This window comes from Delftia sp. ASV31 (assembly GCF_016428765.1).
Classification (GTDB): Bacteria; Pseudomonadota; Gammaproteobacteria; order Burkholderiales; family Burkholderiaceae_C; genus Comamonas; species Comamonas acidovorans.
This window is the reverse complement of the sequence record NZ_JAELTK010000116.1, coordinates 1-14,656: the sequence shown is the minus strand read 5'-3', so window position 1 is coordinate 14,656 and position 14,656 is coordinate 1. Positions and strand designations below refer to the sequence as shown.

12 protein-coding genes are annotated in these 14,656 nt (G+C 65.1%); 7 read left to right on the top strand and 5 right to left on the bottom strand.

Annotated elements, in window-relative coordinates; genetic code table 11:
* The 6 genes from JHD82_RS26530 to JHD82_RS26505 all read left to right on the top strand — a co-directional run.
* Window positions 1-849: helix-turn-helix domain-containing protein (locus JHD82_RS26530; RefSeq protein ID WP_199139721.1), on the top strand; the 849-nt coding region annotated here is incomplete at its 5' end.
* 133 nt (window positions 850-982) lie between these two features.
* Window positions 983-3,595, top strand: a complete 2,613-nt coding sequence (clpB, locus tag JHD82_RS26525) for an ATP-dependent chaperone ClpB (RefSeq protein ID WP_012207006.1) — start codon at window positions 983-985, stop codon at window positions 3,593-3,595.
* Window positions 3,596-3,625: 30 nt separating this feature from the next.
* Complete coding sequence (locus tag JHD82_RS26520; protein ID WP_012207005.1) at window positions 3,626-3,979, top strand: hypothetical protein; 354 nt, start codon at window positions 3,626-3,628, stop codon at window positions 3,977-3,979.
* Window positions 3,980-4,109: 130 nt separating this feature from the next.
* A complete protein-coding gene (locus JHD82_RS26515; protein ID WP_199139719.1) occupies window positions 4,110-5,606 on the top strand; it encodes a coniferyl aldehyde dehydrogenase in 1,497 nt (498 codons plus the stop codon).
* A 257-nt stretch (window positions 5,607-5,863) separates the two neighbouring features.
* Window positions 5,864-6,385, top strand: a complete 522-nt coding sequence (locus JHD82_RS26510) for a GNAT family N-acetyltransferase (protein ID WP_012207003.1) — start codon at window positions 5,864-5,866, stop codon at window positions 6,383-6,385.
* 45 nt (window positions 6,386-6,430) lie between these two features.
* Window positions 6,431-7,642 carry a class I SAM-dependent methyltransferase gene (locus JHD82_RS26505; RefSeq protein ID WP_199139717.1) on the top strand — a complete coding sequence of 404 codons (1,212 nt, stop codon included), beginning with the start codon at window positions 6,431-6,433 and terminating at the stop codon, window positions 7,640-7,642.
* A 28-nt stretch (window positions 7,643-7,670) separates the two neighbouring features.
* Here the strand turns inward: JHD82_RS26505 and JHD82_RS26500 are convergent, their stop codons facing one another.
* Window positions 7,671-8,213 carry a hypothetical protein gene (locus tag JHD82_RS26500; RefSeq protein WP_199139715.1) on the bottom strand — a complete coding sequence of 181 codons (543 nt, stop codon included), beginning with the start codon at window positions 8,211-8,213 and terminating at the stop codon, window positions 7,671-7,673.
* A 225-nt stretch (window positions 8,214-8,438) separates the two neighbouring features.
* Here JHD82_RS26500 and JHD82_RS26495 point away from each other — a divergent pair, with 225 nt between their 5' ends.
* Window positions 8,439-9,428: a tRNA-dihydrouridine synthase gene (locus JHD82_RS26495; RefSeq protein ID WP_199139713.1), complete on the top strand. Its 990-nt coding sequence runs from the start codon at window positions 8,439-8,441 to the stop codon at window positions 9,426-9,428.
* 13 nt (window positions 9,429-9,441) lie between these two features.
* Here JHD82_RS26495 and JHD82_RS26490 read toward each other — a convergent pair whose 3' ends face one another.
* The 4 genes from JHD82_RS26490 to JHD82_RS26475 form a co-directional block, all read right to left on the bottom strand.
* Window positions 9,442-11,256: a phospholipase D family protein gene (locus JHD82_RS26490; protein WP_199139711.1), complete on the bottom strand. Its 1,815-nt coding sequence runs from the start codon at window positions 11,254-11,256 to the stop codon at window positions 9,442-9,444.
* Between the two features lie 83 nt (window positions 11,257-11,339).
* A complete protein-coding gene (ribD, locus tag JHD82_RS26485) occupies window positions 11,340-12,428 on the bottom strand; it encodes a bifunctional diaminohydroxyphosphoribosylaminopyrimidine deaminase/5-amino-6-(5-phosphoribosylamino)uracil reductase RibD (RefSeq protein ID WP_374191667.1) in 1,089 nt (362 codons plus the stop codon).
* Window positions 12,429-12,484: 56 nt separating this feature from the next.
* A complete protein-coding gene (locus JHD82_RS26480; RefSeq protein ID WP_199139707.1) occupies window positions 12,485-12,907 on the bottom strand; it encodes a type IV pilin protein in 423 nt (140 codons plus the stop codon).
* Window positions 12,908-12,932: 25 nt separating this feature from the next.
* Window positions 12,933-14,561 (bottom strand): PilC/PilY family type IV pilus protein, encoded by a 1,629-nt coding sequence (locus JHD82_RS26475; RefSeq protein ID WP_307838122.1) that lies wholly within the window; start codon window positions 14,559-14,561, stop codon window positions 12,933-12,935.
* Window positions 14,562-14,656: the final 95 nt, after the last annotated feature.

The following is a 14,656-nucleotide window of genomic DNA, read 5'->3' as shown; positions in this document are numbered from 1 at the left end:
TCCAAGGCCCGGCTGCAGCGGCGCGTGCGCCTGAGCGAAGGGGTGGAGCTGGCCGTCTGGGCCAATGTGGACGACGAGGTGCGCTACTGCCAGCCCGGTCACCACACGCTGTCGGTCTACCTGGCCGGGGGCGAGGGCTCGCAGCTCAAGGCGCGCCCCGAGGCCATGGGGGCGCCCGGGCGCATCTGCATCTTCACGCCAGAGGACGAATCGCACTGGCTGGTGCGCTCGCCCGTGCAGTTCCTGCACCTGTATGTGTCCGACCTGGCCTGGGCGGGGCGCGTGGTCCGCATGCTGGATGCCGAGCCCCGCTCGCGCACCTTGCGTGCGCAGATCTACGGGGATGATCAGGCCTTCCACGCCGGTGCCCGTGCGCTGATGCAGCTGGACTGGCAGGACCCGCAGCAGCAACTGGCGGCCGATGCCATTGGCCAGCAGCTGATGGACCGGCTGGTGCTGCAGTCCGCCACGCCGCGCCAGCTGCAGGCGCTGCAGCGGCCGCTGGGCGGGCTTTCTGCGGCCATGCGGCGCAGGGTGCTGGCCCATGTCGAGGCGCATCTGCATGACTCCAAGGCCGTGTCGCTGCCGGCACTGGCGAGACAGGCCTGCCTCTCCGAATTCCATTTCGCACGCATGTTCCGCCAGAGCATGGGCTGCACGGTGCACGAATGGGTGCTGCAGCAGCGCCTGGCACGGGCACGGCGCGCCCTGTCTGCGCGCAACGTGCCGCCGCTGGCCGAGCTGGCGCTGGATTGCGGCTTTTCCAGCGCCAGCCACCTGGTGCGCAGCTTCCGGGCGCATTTGGGCGTTACGCCTACGCAGTTCTCGATCTTTCAGCGCAATGCTTGAGAAGGATGGCCGGCCTCGCCGGCCTTGATCTGGCGCAAGCGTCTGTCCTTGCAGGCCGGGCATGGCTTGAAATTTGCCCTGCCGGTATCAGATAAATCGCAATGACCCTGTTTCAGGAGCGAAAAGAAACACCATGCGAATCGACAAACTGACAACCAAGTTCCAGGAAGCCCTGGCCGACGCGCAAACGCTGGCCCTGGGCGGTGACCAATCCAATATCGAACCCCTGCACCTGCTCGTGGCGCTGCTGCGCCAGGACGATGGTCCGCGCTCGCTCTTGCAGCGCGCCGGCGCCAACGTGGGCCAGCTGCAGGCCGCGGCCGAGAAGGCCCTGGCCGACCTGCCGCGCGTGCAGCACCAGGACCAGGTGCAGGTCGGCTCCGAGCTGGGCCGGCTGCTGCAGGCGACCGAGAAAGAAGCCCTCAAGCGCGGCGACCAGTTCATTGCCAGCGAGCTGTTCCTGCTGGCGCTGACCGACAGCAGCGGCTCTTCCACGCGCGCAGGCCAATTGCTCAAGGAAAGCGGCGTGACGCGCTCCAGCCTGGAGTCGGCCATCAACGCCGTGCGCGGCGGCCAGACCATGGACAGCGCCGAAGGCGAAGGCCAGCGCGAGGCCCTCAAAAAATACACCATGGACCTGACCGAGCGCGCGCGCATCGGCAAGCTCGATCCTGTGATCGGGCGTGATGACGAAATCCGCCGCTCCATCCAGGTGCTGCAGCGCCGCAGCAAGAACAACCCCGTGCTCATCGGCGAGCCCGGCGTGGGCAAGACCGCTATTGTCGAGGGCCTGGCCCAGCGCATCGTGGCCGGCGAGGTGCCCGAAAGCCTCAAGAACAAGCGCGTGCTGTCGCTGGACATGGCAGGCCTGCTGGCCGGCGCCAAATACCGTGGCGACTTCGAGGAACGCCTGAAGTCCGTGCTCAAGGAAGTGGCCCAGGAAGAGGGCCGCATCATCTTGTTCATCGACGAGATCCACACCATGGTCGGTGCCGGCAAGGCCGATGGCGCCATGGACGCGGGCAACATGCTCAAGCCGGCCCTGGCGCGCGGCGAGCTGCACTGCATCGGTGCGACCACGCTCGATGAATACCGCAAGTACATCGAAAAGGATGCGGCGCTGGAGCGGCGCTTCCAGAAGGTGCTGGTCGAAGAGCCTTCCGTGGAGGACACCATTGCCATCCTGCGCGGACTGCAGGTGCGCTATGAGGCCCACCACGGCGTGGATATCACCGACCCGGCCATCGTGGCTGCGGCCGAGCTGAGCCACCGCTACATCACCGACCGCTTCCTGCCCGACAAGGCCATCGACCTGATCGACGAGGCGGCGGCCAAGATCAAGATCGAGATCGACTCCAAGCCCGAGGTCATGGACAAGCTCGAGCGCCGCATGATCCAGCTCAAGATCGAGCGCGAGGCCATGAAGAAAGAAAAGGACGAGGCCTCGCAAAAGCGCCTGCAGCTGATCGAGGAGGAACTCGGCAGCCTGGAGCGCGAGTACGCCGACCTGGAAGAGGTCTGGAAGAGCGAGAAGGCCAGCGCCCAGGGCTCCGAGCAGATCCGCAAGGAGATCGACCAGATCCGCATCCAGATCGAGGAGCTCAAGCGCAAGGGCGACTTCAACAAGGTGGCCGAGCTGCAGTACGGCAAGCTGCCCTCGCTGGAAAAGCAGCTCAACGAAGCCCAGGCCAACGAGCAGGGGCAGGGCGGCGCGCCCGCCCACAGGCTGCTGCGCACCCATGTCGGCGCCGAGGAAATTGCCGAAGTGGTCAGCCGTGCCACGGGCATTCCCGTGGCCAAGATGATGCAGGGCGAGAAGGACAAGCTGCTGCGCATGGAAGACCGGCTGCATGACCGCGTCGTCGGCCAGGACGAGGCCATCTCGGCCGTGGCCAATGCCATTCGCCGCTCGCGCTCGGGCCTGTCCGATCCCAACCGGCCCACGGGCTCCTTCCTGTTCCTGGGCCCCACGGGCGTGGGCAAGACCGAGCTGTGCAAGGCGCTGGCCGGCTTCCTGTTCGACAGCGAGGACCATCTGGTGCGCATCGACATGAGCGAGTTCATGGAAAAGCATTCCGTGGCCCGCCTGATTGGCGCGCCGCCTGGCTACGTGGGCTACGAGGAAGGCGGTTACCTGACAGAGGCCGTGCGCCGCAAGCCCTACAGCGTGCTGCTGCTCGATGAGGTGGAAAAGGCCCATCCCGACGTGTTCAACGTGCTGCTGCAGGTGCTGGACGATGGCCGCCTGACCGATGGCCAGGGCCGCACCGTGGACTTCAAGAACACGGTCATCGTGATGACGAGCAACATAGGCTCTTTGCTGATCCAGGCCATGGTCGGCGAGGATTACGATGATGTGAAAGATGCGGTCTGGGGGGAACTCAAGAACCATTTCCGACCCGAATTCCTCAACCGCATCGACGAAACCGTGGTCTTCCACGCACTCGACGCGAAGAATATCGAGTCGATCGCAAGGATTCAGCTCAAGCTGCTGGAGCGTCGTTTGGAGAAAATGGACCTTGCGCTGCAGGTGTCCGACCAGGCACTGGCCGAACTGGCCAAGGTGGGCTTCGATCCCGTTTTCGGGGCCCGGCCGCTCAAGCGCGCGATACAGCAGCGGATCGAGAATCCGCTGTCGAAACTGCTGCTCGAAGGGCGCTTCCCGCCCAAGAGCACGATTGCGGTACATGTGGACCCGGTGCTGGAGCCGGGCGTATTCCGGTTCGATGCGGCAGACCCCGCCTGACGCACCGGGCCAGCCAAGAAAGGCTTTGCTTTGAACGATTTTGTCGCCACCCTGACCCGCTGGGCCGTTCGCATCCTGCTGATGCTTGTGGGCCTGGTCTTCTTTGTCAGCCTGCTGACCGCCGCGGCGCTGCTGGCCCTGGTCTGGGCCGTGAGAGCGCTGTGGGCCAGGCTCACCGGCCAGCCGGTGATGCCCTGGGCCATGCGCATGAGCCCGCGGGCGGGCTGGCAGACCGTGTACCGCTCCGGCTCCGAGTGGATGGCGCAGCGTCCGCAGCGCGCCTATGGCGCTGCCGAGGGCGGAGGCCGCCGCGCCGGTGCCGGCGTACTGCCGGGTGCGGGCGAGGTGACCGACGTTCAGCCCCGTGAAGTGCGCGAGCCCTGAAGCGTCTTGCTGCAGCCTTTACGCGGCCTGCGCATCTTCGTGCCCAGGCCGCGCGTGGCGGCCCGTATAGTCTGAAACCCTCGGGAGCCCGTGCAAGGCTCCCTTTTTTTTCCTGCCGCTGCATGCCAACATGTGCCGCGACGCATCCTTGGAATGCGGCGCATGCAAGTGTCTTCTTACCATTGAGCCTATGACCCAGCTGGATCTCCACCGCGTCTTCGACCTTCAGTACCAGGCCAGCAGGGCGCAGGTGGACGTGCCCCTGCTGGTACGCCGCGAACGCCTGCTGCGCATGCAAAAGCTGCTGGACGAGCACGGCCCCGTGCTGGCCGCCGCCGTGCAGGCCGACTTCGGCATGCGTTCGCCACGGCTGACCGAGATGGTGGAACTGTTCGTGCTGCGCAACCTGCTCAAGCACACGCTGCGCCATCTGGCGCGCTGGTCGGGGCGCCAGCGGGTGCGAACGCCGCTGATGCTCATGCCCGGCCGGGGCTGGATAGAGCGCCAGCCGTTGGGCGTGGTGGGGGTGATTTCCCCGTGGAACTATCCGGTGCAGCTGGCGCTGGGGCCGGCCATCACGGCCCTGGCGGCGGGCAACCGCGTCATGCTCAAGCCCAGCGAACTCACGCCGCACACCTCTGCTCAGCTGGCAGCGCTGGTGGGGCAGTTTTTCGCGCCCGAGGAATTCGCCGTCATCGAAGGCGATGTGAGCATTGCCACGCAGTTCTCGGGCCTGCACTTCGACCATCTGCTGTTCACCGGCTCGACTGCCGTGGGCCGTCGCGTGGCGCAGGCGGCGGCGGCACACCTGACGCCGACGACGCTGGAGCTCGGTGGCAAGTCGCCCTGCATCATCTCCTCCGACTGCGACCTGAAGGAGGCCGCGCTCAAGATCGCGCATGGCAAGCTCGTCAACGCGGGCCAGACCTGCATCGCCCCCGACTACGTGCTGCTGCCGCGCGGGCAGGAGGCGGAGTTTGCCGAGGCCTTCCGCACCGCGGCGCGGCGGCTGTTCCCGCGCTTTGCCGGCAATCCCGACTATGCGGCCATCCTCACCAAGCGCCACCTGGCGCGCCTGCGCCAGATGCTGCGCCAGGCCCAGGGCATGGGGGCGCATGTCGAGTGGATGGAGGATGGCGGAGCCGGCCAGGAGAGCGCCGACATGGCCTGGGGCGATGCCGTGGAGCGCCAGATGGCGCCGGCCCTGGTCTTCAATGCCACCAGCCAGATGCAGCTCATGCAGGAGGAGATCTTCGGCCCCATCCTGCCCGTGATCAGCTACGACAGGCTGGATGACGTGGTCTCGGCCATCAATGCGGGGCCCAGGCCGCTGGCGCTGTACTGGTTCGGCCGCGATGAGAAAGTGCGTGACGCCGTGCTGTCACGCACCATCAGCGGCGGGGTGACGGTCAACGACACCCTTCTGCACTTCGCCCACGAGAACCTGCCCTTCGGCGGCGTGGGCGACAGCGGCTGGGGTGCCTACCATTCGGAGCAGGGCTTTGCACGGCTGAGTCATCAAAAGGCGGTGTTCGTGCAGTCGCGCTGGTCGGGGGCTTCGATGCTGTATCCGCCCTATGGCGCAAGGTTCGACCGCATCATGGAGTTGATGCGCCGCTGGCTGTGAGCGAGGGGGTGATTTCTCGCCGTTGCCGGGCTTGCCTGCATCGTGAGAAATTGTCAACTGATTCCTTGCCAAGCCTTGTGTCGCGTGCGCCAGCTGCTCTTTTTTGGAGAGCACATAGCACATCCCAATGCCGAGGGCAAGAAAACGAGCACAGCCGTACTTGCGTGCATGGCTAAGAGCCGCAACGCACGCAAAAAGCGCGATTCCTGTGAAAATCACGCCCTTCTATTTTCACCTGTTTTCGTTTCGGTTTTTCCATGTCTAGTATCCAGGTTCGTCCAGCCACTCTCCGCGATGCAAAAGCGATTGCCCAGATCCATACTGCTTCCGCCATGGAGGCTTATCGCGGTCTGGTTCCCGATGACCAGCTCAAGAGCATGTCGTCGGTAGAAAAACGCCAGGCCTATTGGCGCGAAGCCATCGAATTTTGCGAACCCCAGGTTCAGGTCGCCATCGACGGCGACAAGATCGTCGGCTTCGTCGGTTTCGACCGCTCGCGCGATGAGAAGTCGCGCCAGACCACCGGTGAAATTTGGGCCATCTATGCCGCTCCCACGCACTGGAATCAGGGTGTGGGCGTGGCCCTGTGGGACGCCGCACGCGACGGCCTGCTTGAAGAAGGCTGCACCAATGTCACCTCGTGGGTGCCGCTGCGCAATGAACGTGCGCTGCGCTTCCATGAGCTCGCCGGCTTCAAGCGCGAAATGTCCACCGCCAAGACGGCCCAGGTTGGCGCTCTCAAGATCGAGGAAGTGCGGCTCAAGCGCGCACTGAACTGATCGATTCGCCCAACCATCCACCCATCACTCACGGAGCAGCAGGCCTTGTCCTCTTCCCAGAACTGGTCCCTGCTGCAATGGCAGGAGCACGAGGCCACCCAGGTTGCCCTGTGGCGCGCGGACAGCACCATGACCGCACCGCGCCGCATCGTCATCGCTGATGACAGCCTGGCCGCCGACAGCGCCTACCGCCTGGCCTGCGAAGGCCAGGCCATGCTGTGGCGCGGCGATTTCCAGAATGCCCGGCAGTTGCTGTCGGCCCTGGGCCGCCGCCTCGACAAGCCCGCACGTGAGACTTCCGCCAAGGCGCGCCAGCGCCGCGCCGGCAAGGAAGACGCCAAGCCGGTCTTTCCCCACGCCTTCCACCTGCACCGCCAGGCACTGGCGCAGCGTGCGCGCATCCTGTCCAGCGTGATGATCGAGCTCGATACCCGCTGGCACTGCGCCCTGCGCCGCGCACCGGACTGGAGCGAAGCCTGTCGCGAAGCCTGGGGCGAGATTCCCGCCGACCAGGGTGCGCACAGCGTGATCGTTCCCCTGCGTGAACTGCTGGGTGCCCTGGGCGCACATGAGTGGCGCAAGAAGGGCGTGGCCCTGGCCGTGCCGGGCATGCCGGAGTTCAGCATTCACCCGCACTACGGCGTGTTCTCCCCGGTGCGCGGCGAGTACCTGGATCTGGTGGCGCAGGCGCCCCTGCCGGCCGCAGCCCAGCAGGCTGATGCCGCTGTCTGGGATATCGGCACGGGCACGGGTGTGCTTTCCGCTCTCTTGCTACACCGTGGCGTGCGGCAGGTGGTGGCCACCGACCTGAGCGACCGGGCACTGGCCTGCGCGCAGGACAACCTTCAGCGGCTGGGTCTGGCGCAGCGCGTGAGCCTGCGCAAGGCGGACCTGTTCCCTGAAGGCCGGGCCGCCTTGGTGGTCTGCAATCCACCGTGGCTGCCGGGCAAGGCCAGCTCCTTGCTGGAGCAGGCCGTCTATGACGAAGGCAGCCGCATGCTGCGCGGTTTTGTCGAGGGCCTTGCTGCACATCTGCTGCCGGGCGGCGAAGGCTGGCTGATTCTGTCGGATCTGGCCGAGCACCTGCAGTTGCGCTCGCGCGAGGAACTGCTGGGCTGGATCAATGCCGCAGGCCTGCAGGTCCTGGGCCGCGAGGACATCCGCCCGCGCCATGGAAAGGCTGCGGACTCCACCGATCCGCTGCACGCGGCACGCGCCGCCGAGCTCACCTCGCTGTGGCAGCTGGCGCCGCGCTGATCGCGCGCGCGTCCACCCTTCGATTCGTCTAGGCGCCCTGTGCCGTCGCTGCCTCCTGGGGCAGCAGATGCCGCAGGCGCTCGCGCAGGGCATCGGCGCGCTCGTCGCCCGCATGTTCCTGCACGGTCTGCAGCAGCTGCAGGGCGGCGGCCTGCAGTGCCTCAAGATCGCGCGCCTCGCGCAGCAGATGGCGCAGCACCTGTGCCTTGTCCTCATGGCGGTTGGCGAACATGCGCTCGCACATATCGAACAGGTACATGCGTGTGCCGGCAAGATTCAGCGTGGCGGCGGGGCCGGGCGGGGTGGATTCCTTCGCAGCGGCCGGTGCCAAGGAGGGGGCCTGAGCACGAGCCGGGGGTGATGATTCGGCGGCTTGGCCAGCCAGGCGCTGCAGGTGGCCGCTGGCGATCAGTTGCTCGATCAGTTCGCCGGCCTGTGCGCCCAGGACCTGCTGCAACTGCTCCTCGGTGCGACCATCGGCCATCAGCAGCACCGAGCGCTCGCGCAGCGGCAGGCTGCGGCGGCCGGGCTGCAGCTCTTCAAGGGCCTTGGCGGTTTTTTGCAGCAGCATGGTGGGGGCAGGGAGTCCGACAAGCCCCGATTGCACGTTACATGAATGACCGTGGCGTGAAGAAGCCATGACAACTGGTCCGCCCGGTGTTCTGCGGCAAGCGCACAATCGCCTGCCATCGCATGGCCGGGCGCTGATTCCCAGGTGCTGGCGGCCGATGCCGGTCGCAGAAATATTGTTTGATCTGTAACAGGAAGACGGGGCGCAGGCCTCGCTACATAGGTGATGAGACTGTTGCTGGCGCCCATGGAGGGCTTGCTTGATTTCGTACTGCGCGATGTGCTCACGCGCGTGGGTGGCGCAGACCGCTGTGTCTCGGAGTTCATCCGCGTCACGGGGACCGTGCTGCCCGACAAGGTGTTCCTGCGCACCATGCCGGAGCTCAACAACGGCAGCCGGACGCTGGCAGGTGTCCCTGTGCGTGCGCAGCTGCTGGGCTCGGACCCGGACAGCATGGCGGCCAATGCGGCCAATCTGGCGCGCCTGGGTCCGGAAGGCATCGATCTGAACTTCGGCTGCCCCGCCAAGGTGGTCAACCGCCATGGCGGCGGTGCTGCGCTGCTGCAGGACCCTGAGCAGATCGCGCGCGTGGTGGGGGCCGTGCGTGCTGCCGTGCCGGCGGCCATGCCTGTGTCGGCCAAGATGCGCCTGGGTTTCAACGACACGACCCTGATGACCGAATGTGCCCAGGCCATGCAGGCCGGTGGCGCCTGCGAAATCGTCGTCCACGCCCGCACCAAGCTCGATGGCTACCGTCCGCCTGCCTACTGGGACATGATCCCGCGCATCCGCGAGTCCGTGACCGTGCCCGTGGTGGCCAATGGCGAGATCTGGACGGTGGAGGATGCGCTGCGCTGCCGTGAGCAATCGGGCTGCGGCGATCTGATGCTGGGCCGGGGGATCGTTGCCGACCCAGGCCTGGCGCTGGCCATTCGCGCTGCCGTGGAAGGCGGGCAGATGCCAGCAGAACATGTTGAAGCACAGGTGTTCTGGAGCGATCTGGTGCCGCAGGTCCAGCGTTTCTGGGACATGGTCTGCGAGGATCTGGAGCCGCGCCAGCGCGCAGGCCGCCTCAAGCAATGGCTGAACCTGCTGCGCCGCCGCTTTCCCGAAGCCGAGCAGGCCTATCAGGAAGTGCGCACGCAGACTGACCAGCGCGAGATCACGCTGTGGGTACAAGCGCTGGCGCGGCGCCAGGATTGGGCCGGGCTTTAGCGCGATCGGCCCGTCACAGCAGATGGTCGGGCGCCAGCGGGCCAATGAGCTTGAGCATCAGGCGCAGGCCCCAGCTGGCATCGGGCTCGCTGTGCTCGTCACCGCGCTCACTGTCTTCCGAGGCCCGCCACACCAGCTCGCCATCCTTGTCGAGCTCGACGCGCCAGCTGCCATCCTGCAGGCCCTCGTCAATGCTTTGCGTGGCCAGGCGACCGAACTCACGGCTGGCGATGAGCAGTGCAATCTCGGTGTTCTGCAACTGGGAGCGCAGATCCAGGTTCATCGAGCCGACTGCCACCAGATGCCCATCCACCACCAGCAGCTTGGAGTGCAGCATCGCACGCGAGGCGCCTGTCGAGCCGGAAGGACCGCCACCACCCGTGCTGCCAGAGCCGAATGCAGAGCGGACACTGGCCGCCGTGCTGCGCATCTCGTAGAGTTCAACGCCCATCTCCAGCAGTGCCTTGCGGTGGCGCGCATAGCCGGCATGGGCCAAAGGTGCATCGTTGGAGGCCAGTGAATTGGTCAGGATGCGCACGCGCACTCCGCGTTGCCGTGCGCCACGAAACGCCTCCATCATGTCCGGGCCCGGCACGAAATAGGGCGAGACCACCAGCAGATCTCGCCGGGTCTTGCGCACCAGGGCCAGCAGGCCATCGACCACCGAATCGGCCTCCAGCACCGGACGCGCCGCCTGGCGCAGGGCGCCAGCCGGCTGGCCCATAGGCAGCGTGCCGGCAGGCCTGGCCTGCGGGCTGTTCGGCGCGGGGCTGGCCTGTGCGGACGCATCCGTGCCAGCGCTTGTGATGGAGCCCGGGCCGTCATCCCTGTCCAGCGGAATCTTGGCGGGCTCATCCACCAGCACGGCCGCCGATGCCCAGGTCCAGCGAGCCTTTCGCAAATCCATGGGCTGCTGGTCCCAGATGATCCGGCGCTGTTCAGCCGTCTGGTCATCCGCCTTTGTCTCCTTCGGGGGAACGGCAGGTGTGGGGTCCTCCTCCTGCGCCTGGTCATCATCGCCCGCAAAGCGTTCGCGCAACTGCTTGAGTTCCTTGAGGCTGATCAGCGACTGGACGGGATAGGCGCGCTGGTTGTTCCAATAGCTGTCGAAGCTGCGCGACAGATCGTTGACCACCGGTCCCGCCGCCAGCACGTCGAGGTCCACGAAATTGCTGGCGCTGTCCGCATCGAAATACGCATCGCCCAGATTGCGCCCTCCGATCACGCCCATGGCGTTGTCGGCGATGAACAGCTTGTTGTGCATGCGCTGCTGGGCCCGCTGGAAATCCGTCAGCAGCGTATAGGCCCTCCCCAGCGCCGAGCTGCGCGCGCCCGCCAGGGGATTGAACATGCGCATCTCGATACCCGGCACAAAGGCCAGGCGCATGACCTGCGCATTCGCGCCCGTGCTGTGGAAATCGTCCAGCAGCACGCGCACGCGCACGCCACGCCGGGCCGCCTCGACCACGCCGCGCAGCAGGCGCTGCGTGCTCTCGTCGGCATGGATGGCGTAGTACTGCAGGTCCAGCGTCTGCTGCGCTCCCTCGACCAGTGCCAGCCGGGCGCCATATGCGGCCTGGGCGCCGGACAGGAGGGTGAAGGCGGAGGTTTGAGACTTGACGCTGGCAGGCCGCAATTGCTGAACCAAAGACCCCAATGGCGTGCTTTGCGGGGCTTCCAAGGCTGCAGTGACGGGGCGATCGACCTGGGAGGGCAAGCTGCTTGCGCAGCCGCAGACCACGGCGGACACCAGCAGGACAAGCGTGGTCCGCAGGCCTCGAAACAGGCTGGTGGATGGAAGGGGCTGTAAGTTGCGAGCGCCGGACATGATTCGAAGATTTGGCCCAAGGATCGGTCAATTGGGTGTCGGACGGCTGCGCCAGCCGGTGGTCCAGGAAGCCGCTGTTCGCGTCAGAAGCTGGCGCGGTCCACAACACGGGCCACAACGCGCAGATCTGGCCCGATGCGTTGCACATCATGCAGTGCCAATGCAAGGGCCTCGGACAGCGCGTCCAGCGGCCCGAAACTGGCGATGCCCATGCCACCCGTGCCCAGCAGCTTGGGGGCCAAGTACAGCAGCAGTTCATCGACCAGCCCCTCGCGTACCAGCGAGCCATTGAGCTTGAAGCCGGCTTCCACATGCAGCTCGTTCGTGCCGCGCGCCGCCAGGTCACGCAGCATGGCGCACAGGTCCACCTTGCCGTGCGCGTTGGGCATGGGAATGACGGTCGCGCCCAGGTCCTGCAGTGCACTGGTTTTCGATGCATCCCGGCTGCTGGTGTATATCAGGCAGCCGGCCGGGGCCTGGAGTACATGGGCGGTGAGCGGCATGTCCAGCCGGCTGTCCACAACAGCGATGCGCGGCTGGCGCGGCGTAGCCACATCCCGCACGTTCAGGCGCGGATCATCTTCCAGCACCGTGCCTATGCCCGTCAGTATGGTGCATGCCCTCGCACGCCAGGCATGGCCATCGGCGCGAGCCTCTGACGACGTGATCCATTGGCTGGTGCCGTTGTGCAACGCGGTTGCTCCGTCAAGGGAACTGGCTGCCTTCATGCGCACCCACGGTATGCCGCGCAGCATGCGGCTGAAAAAACCGATGTTCAGTTCCCGGGACTCGTCTGCACCCGGCCCCACCACCACATCCACGCCTGCCGCGCGCAGGCGCGCGAAGCCTTGGCCGGCGACCTGGGGATTGGGGTCCATCAGTGCGCCTACCACCTTGGCAACGCCGGCGGCGATCAGGGCATCGCAGCAGGGGCCAGTACGGCCCTGGTGCGAGCAAGGCTCCAGCGTGACGTAGGCGGTGGCTGCGCGCACATCCTCGCCTCGGGCCACGGCATCGCGCAGTGCCATCACTTCGGCATGCGGGCCGCCAGCCTGCTGAGTGAACCCTTGGCCTACGACTCTGCCATCAGGTGCCACCAGCACGCAGCCCACGCGCGGATTGGGAGAGGAAAGAAAAAGCGCCTGGGCGGCGAGCCCAAGCGCTTGGTGCATGTGTGGCACGGTGTTTGTCATGGTGCCTGGATGGTAACGCAGCGCCTGTGCGGGGCCTATTTGTTCCAACAGTCGGGGTCGTAACCTGTCTCACCCTGCTTCTTGCCGTTCGCGCCGCGCACGCCCGCCTGGTTCAGGGTGAGGTTTCCGCATTTGTCCTTTGTTTGCGCTCCCTGGGCCGTGGCAGTCAGCGTGTAGCTGGCACCATCAGTAGAGGTAATGCCGACTGTATAGCGACCCGAGGGGATTGTTGTCAAAGATGTGGGGAAGGCTGCGGTCAGCGGATACGTTCCGGTGGCGGTGGCCGAGCGTTCAAGCCATTGCGCAGCCTGCATCAGCGCGGCCTTGCCTTCTGAGCGGTAGCCTCGCAGCACATAGGTGTTGTAGCTGGGCAGGGCGATGGCGCTGAGAATGCCGATGATGGCGACGACAATCATGACCTCAATGAGCGTGAAGCCCGAAGCGCGTTGTGGTTTCATGGTCTGACTCTGTTGGCAGTGGCGCTCAGCGCAGCTGGCGCCAGTTGGGGCGAAGGGCTGTTTCCGGCATCTTTAGGAAGATGTCATTCCTGCCGTCCGAGCCGCGCCGGATTTCCGAGTTCTTGTTGAAGGTCTTGCTTTCGGTGGTGGAGGCGTCGAGGCGCGAGACCGCAGCATCGGAAGTCTGACCGTATACGCCATCGCCATTTTGATCGATGATTTTCACGCTGGGCCGCTTGCCATCCATGATGTTGAGGAATGTCCGGAACTTTTTGGTGTCCGTGGAGGCCGGCGCACAGGACTCCTGCTCTATGCTACCGCCCGAGCCGGGGATGGTAGATATCACTTCGACAATATTGCTGCCATCGTAGAAAGAAAGTGGCTGCAGCAGGCGTTCGCCCGTTTCGGGAAAGTTCAGATACCAGCCTTTTTTCTCAGTGAAATCCACATCGTTCTGGCTGACGTTCCACATTTTTCTGTTGGCATAGATGCCGGCGCCCGACACCATGTTTGCCGTATCCACGGTCTGAGCCTGCAGATTCTCCGTGCCGACACCCACAGGCGCGGGCGTGACACTGCTGGTGTCGACCACGATCTTGCCCGACTCCAGCTTGTACTGGGTATTGTCGAGCACGGAATAAAAAGTCTGGACCGTAGTGTCCGTACGATCAGCCTCGGTGATGCTGCGGCCGGTGCCGTACGAGACCATCATGCCGCGCACACCGCGAGAATTGACTTTGACGATGGGTGCCACGGTGATGGGTTGGAGGCTGCTCGAACCTGCCTGTACATACTTGGCTATGTGCAGGGGGCTGCCGTCCAGGGCTACTCCCCAATTGTCGGCATTTCCGGAACTGAGATCGAATTTCCAGAGGTTGCCTTTCAGGTCTCCTGCATAGGCGATGTCGGGCGAACCGTCGCCGTTCAGATCCACCAGACGTGGCGCGGACAGTCCATTGGCCGTGGAATTGGAACGTGCGGTGGCAGTGGAGTTGTTGGTGAGTTCGCTGTTGCGCGCGGCGGCGGCAATGCTCTTGACGCTGCGGTCGGAGCCGCTCAGATACTGGATAAGAAGAACGGGGCGTTCGTTGATGCTGTTGTAGCCATTGCCCATGACGACGGCCCAGCGACCGTTATTCATCAATGTGATCTGGTTGCTGAAATGCGGGGCGGTATCGTCTGTGACCGGCGTTGCGAAGATATGGCCTATGTCTGCATTGATGGTGTTGACGTCATAGGCATCGAAAGGGCTGGCCGTGTTGTCCACCAGGGTCAGGCTGGAGGCATTGGCCTTGGTGAAGTTGTTGGCAACGGCATTCGTTGAGGTCCCGTCAGGGCTGCCCGGCTTGGTGACGTCCAGCACGTAGTATCCGCGACCGCCCGCACCCAGCGATCCGACCAGCACGGTGCGCCAGTCGGGCGTGGTGGTGTCGCCCACGTCGATGTCTCCGGTAAAGGGTGATCCATCGACAAAATAAACGTGGTTGTAAGCCGGCTTGGTGAGTTCAGGCAGGTTTCGGATCACTCCCTTGGGGATATAGGCGATTTTTTCGGCGCCCGTCAGGGCAGAGAATCCATGCAGCATTCCGTCATTACCCCCGACATAGATCATGGGCAGACGGTTGGCCATACTTTTTGCCTGTCTCTTATACACATCTCCGAGCCCACGAGACGCTGACGTTGATCGCGTATGCCGTCTTCTGCTTGAAAAAGGGGGGGGGGGGGGGGGGGGGGGGGGGGGGGGGGGGG